Origin of the sequence: Pseudomonas sp. PIC25 (genome assembly GCF_002286785.1) — a bacterium.
In the GTDB taxonomy this organism is placed as follows: Bacteria; Pseudomonadota; Gammaproteobacteria; order Pseudomonadales; family Pseudomonadaceae; genus Pseudomonas_M.
In genome coordinates this window covers 1-3,326 of record NZ_MUJY01000083.1, presented here as the reverse complement: position 1 = coordinate 3,326, position 3,326 = coordinate 1, and the positions used below count along the sequence as shown (strand labels likewise).

Annotated in this window: 4 protein-coding genes; 1 reads left to right on the top strand and 3 read right to left on the bottom strand. The window is 65.8% G+C overall.

The genetic code is table 11. The features are described from left to right. Positions 1 to 95: 95 nt before the first annotated feature. Positions 96 to 881, bottom strand: a complete 786-nt coding sequence (locus BZL41_RS10255) for an NAD(P)H-dependent oxidoreductase (RefSeq protein ID WP_095599197.1) — start codon at positions 879 to 881, stop codon at positions 96 to 98. A gap of 85 nt (positions 882 to 966) precedes the next feature. Here BZL41_RS10255 and BZL41_RS10250 point away from each other — a divergent pair, with 85 nt between their 5' ends. After that, the gene (locus BZL41_RS10250; protein WP_095599196.1) at positions 967 to 1,860 is read left to right on the top strand and encodes a LysR family transcriptional regulator; all 894 of its coding nucleotides are present in this window, start codon (positions 967 to 969) and stop codon (positions 1,858 to 1,860) included. Here the strand turns inward: BZL41_RS10250 and BZL41_RS10245 are convergent, their stop codons facing one another. Both BZL41_RS10245 and BZL41_RS10240 read right to left on the bottom strand, forming a co-directional pair. Continuing rightward, positions 1,861 to 2,556: a TrkA family potassium uptake protein gene (locus tag BZL41_RS10245; RefSeq protein ID WP_218224494.1), complete on the bottom strand. Its 696-nt coding sequence runs from the start codon at positions 2,554 to 2,556 to the stop codon at positions 1,861 to 1,863. Next, the coding region (locus BZL41_RS10240; protein ID WP_143518060.1) for a potassium transporter TrkG at positions 2,546 to 3,326 on the bottom strand (781 nt) is incomplete at its 5' end. The genes BZL41_RS10245 and BZL41_RS10240, both read right to left, overlap by 11 nt.

The window sequence follows — 3,326 nt, the reverse complement described above, 5'->3', positions numbered from 1 at the left end:
TGTTGCACGCATGACAGACCTCCAGAAAGGGGACGCCGTACAGTAAGTTTAGGAGCTAGCAACACTTAACGCAGACATAGCCAATGAATTCGCCCCTACGCATCATCCCCGACATGCACCCCAAACCCCGTCCGCCCCGGCGCGATCTCCGGGCGCAGGGTGAGGGCGGGGATTTCGTAGGCGCCGGCGTTCTGCGGGCGGAAGGGGATCGGTGCGGCGGTGAACAGCTCGTCCAGGCGCTGCCCGAGCTGCTCGCATATCGCGGCGTAACGGGTTTCGTCGATCTTGCCGGTGCGGTAGACCACGAATGGCGGCAGGACGTCGAAGCCGGGGTAATAAAGGATGCCGTGGTGGATGGGGAAGAGCAGGTCGTCGATCGGGCCGTTGATACCGCGCGGGCTGTAGTGCGGCTCCCAGCCGCCGGCGGTGACGACCAGTATGGCGCGCTTGCCGGCCAGCGTGCCTTCGCCGTAGCGGTCGCCCCAGTGGCTGTCGGAGTGCTCGCCCACGCCGTAGGCGAAACCGTAGGCATAGACGCGCTCCACCCAGCCCTTGAGGATGGCCGGCATCGAGAACCACCAGAGCGGGAACTGCAGAATGACGGCCTCCGCCCACAGCAGCTTCTCCTGCTCACGCACGATATCCAGGCTTTGCAGGCCGTTCTCGTAGGCGTGCCCGGAGTCGAGGGACGGATCGAAGCGCTCGCCAGGCCGGCGTTGGATGCTGTCGTCGGCATCGAGCTGCGCTTTCCAATTCATCGCATACAGGTCCGAGACCTGAACGCTATGCCCGGCGGCTTCGAGGCGCTTGATCGTGAACGCCTTGAGCGAGCCGTTGAGGGAGCGGGGTTCGGGATGGGCATAAACGAGCAAGATATTCATGGCTGACCTCCAAGGGTGGTGTGCGGGCAAGATGAAGGTTTGCTGGGTATAGTTGAAATGAATATCCGATATCCCAGGTATTGCAGTGAGTAATCTCGGAAAGCTCGACCTCAATCTGCTGGTCACCCTGGATGTGCTGCTGAGCGAGCACAACGTCACCCGCGCCGCGGAGCGCCTGAACCTGTCCCAGCCTGCGGTGAGTGTGCACCTTGCCAAGCTGCGGGAGTTCTTCGGCGATCCGCTGTTGCTGCCGGGCCCACGCGGCATGCGCCCCACCGCCCGGGCGGACGAGTTGCGCGAGCCATTGCGCCAGGCGCTGGAGGCACTGGGGCATGCCGTGTCGCCCGCGCGACCTTTCGATCCCGCCGAGGCTCGACATACCTGGCGTGTCATGGCGTCCGACTACGGCGAGTCGACCATCGTGCTGCCGGCCCTGGCCGGATTGCGCCAGGCGGCGCCGCATAGCCGACTGGCCGTGCTGGAACTGGTACCGTCGCGCATCGCCCGGCAGGCGGAGCAGGGGGAAATCGACCTGGCCTTCCATATCCTGGAGGAGGCGCCGCCCGGTCTGCATGGCCGCACCCTGTTCGCGGAGCGTTACGTACTGGTGGGGCGGGCAGGTCATCCCGAGCTGGAGCGGCCGCCTTCACTGGAGCGGTTCTGCCGGCTCGAGCATGTCATCGTGTCGCCGAACGGCGGAGGCTTTCGGGGTGTGACCGACGAGGCGCTGGCGGCGGCGGGTTTGTCGCGCCGGGTGGTGCTCTCCGTGCCGCACTTCCTGTTCGTCGTGTCGGCCCTGGTGGGCTCGGACCTGGTGGCGATGCTGCCCGAGCGCCTGGTGCGCGGTAACGCTGCGTTGCAAGTGGTCGAGCCGCCGCTCCAGGTGCCGGGCTACGAGATGGTCATGCTCTGGCACGAACGCGTCCACCGTGACCCGGCCCATCGCTGGTTGCGCGAGCATATTGCTCGGGCAGTTTGACTACTTCAGCTCGGCCGCAAACTTCTGGATGAGCTGGGTCGCACCCGTGACGATCAGCAAGTCGCCGGGCAGGACGAGGGTGCTGGGCGTGGCGTGCTGGAAGTCCTCGTTATGGCGCTTCAGACCCACAATGGTGACGCCGTACTTTTCACGAATGCCGGAGTCGGCCAGGGTCTTGTTATGCGCCAGGGCGGGCGCCTGGATCTTGGCGATGCCGAAGCCATCGTCGAACTCGATGAAGTCGATCAGCCGGCCGGTGATCAGGTGGGCAACGCGCTCGCCCATGTCCATCTCCGGGTAGACCACGTGGTGGGCACCGATCCGCTGGGCGATGTGCCCGTGCTCGTTGGTCAGCGCTTTGACCCAGATATCCTCGATGCCCAGTTCGACCAGCGCCATGACCGTCATCAGGCTGGCCGCGAGGTCCGTACCGATGCCGACGATGGCGTGGGAAAAGTCGGCCACGCCCAACTGGCGGAGCACTTGAGTGTTGGTGGAGTCGGCCTGTACCGCGTGGGTCAGCAGGTCCGCCCAGGTGTCGACGGGCTCGGGGTCGCGGTCGATGCCCATGACGTCGTGGCCGAGGCGCATCAGGGTTTGCGCCACTGCTCCGCCGAAGCGGCCGAGACCAATGACGACCACGCTGTCGCTCTTGGAAAAGGCGAATTGTTCGGTGAACAAGAACTTAGCCAACAATGGGGTGTTCCTCCGGGTAGCGGTAGGGCATGCGGCGCTCGCCCAGGGCCAGCGAAGTGGCCAGGGTGACGGTGCCGACCCGGCCCACGTACATCAGCAGGATCAGCATGAGCTGGCTGGATTCCGGCAGCGAGGCGGTGATGCCGGTCGAGAGGCCGACCGTGCCGAACGCCGAAATGACCTCGAAGATAACCTGGTCGGTCGGGAAGTCGGTCTCGCGCAGGATGACGATCGTCCCCAGCACGATCATCGCGCTGCCCAGGAAAAGCACCGTGATGGCCTGGCGCTGGGCCGAGGGGCCGACCCGCCGGCCAAAGGCCTCGGAGTCGCTGCGGCCGCGTATTTCCGCGATGACCAGCAGGGCCAGGATCGCCACGGTGCCGACCTTCACTCCTCCGGCGGTACCGGCGCTGCCGCCGCCGATGAACATCAGGAAGTAGTGCAGCCCCCAGCTTTCATGGGTCAGCACGCCGATGTCGATGGAGTTGAAACCGGCGGTCCGCGCGGAAACGGAGGCGAAGGCGGCGGACAGGAGCTTGTCGCCGAAGGCCATGGGCCCGAGCGTCTTCGGGTTGGCCCACTCGAACAGCAGCAGCGTGGCGAACCCGCCCAGCAGGAGGGCCAGCGTGCCCAGCAGGGTCAGTTTGGTGTGTAGGGACCAGTGGCGGGGGATGCGCCAGTCTTTGCGCCGGTGGCTTAGTACGGGAAAAACGATCCCCCCGAGGGTGGATGTGGGCCAGACCCGCAGCGGCCCCAGCGCGTCGGGGGCG

Coding starts and splice junctions, on each gene's coding strand:
- BZL41_RS10255 (WP_095599197.1), bottom strand. CDS start 881: ATGAATATCTTGCTCGTTTATGCCCATCCCGAACCCCGCTCCCTCAAC.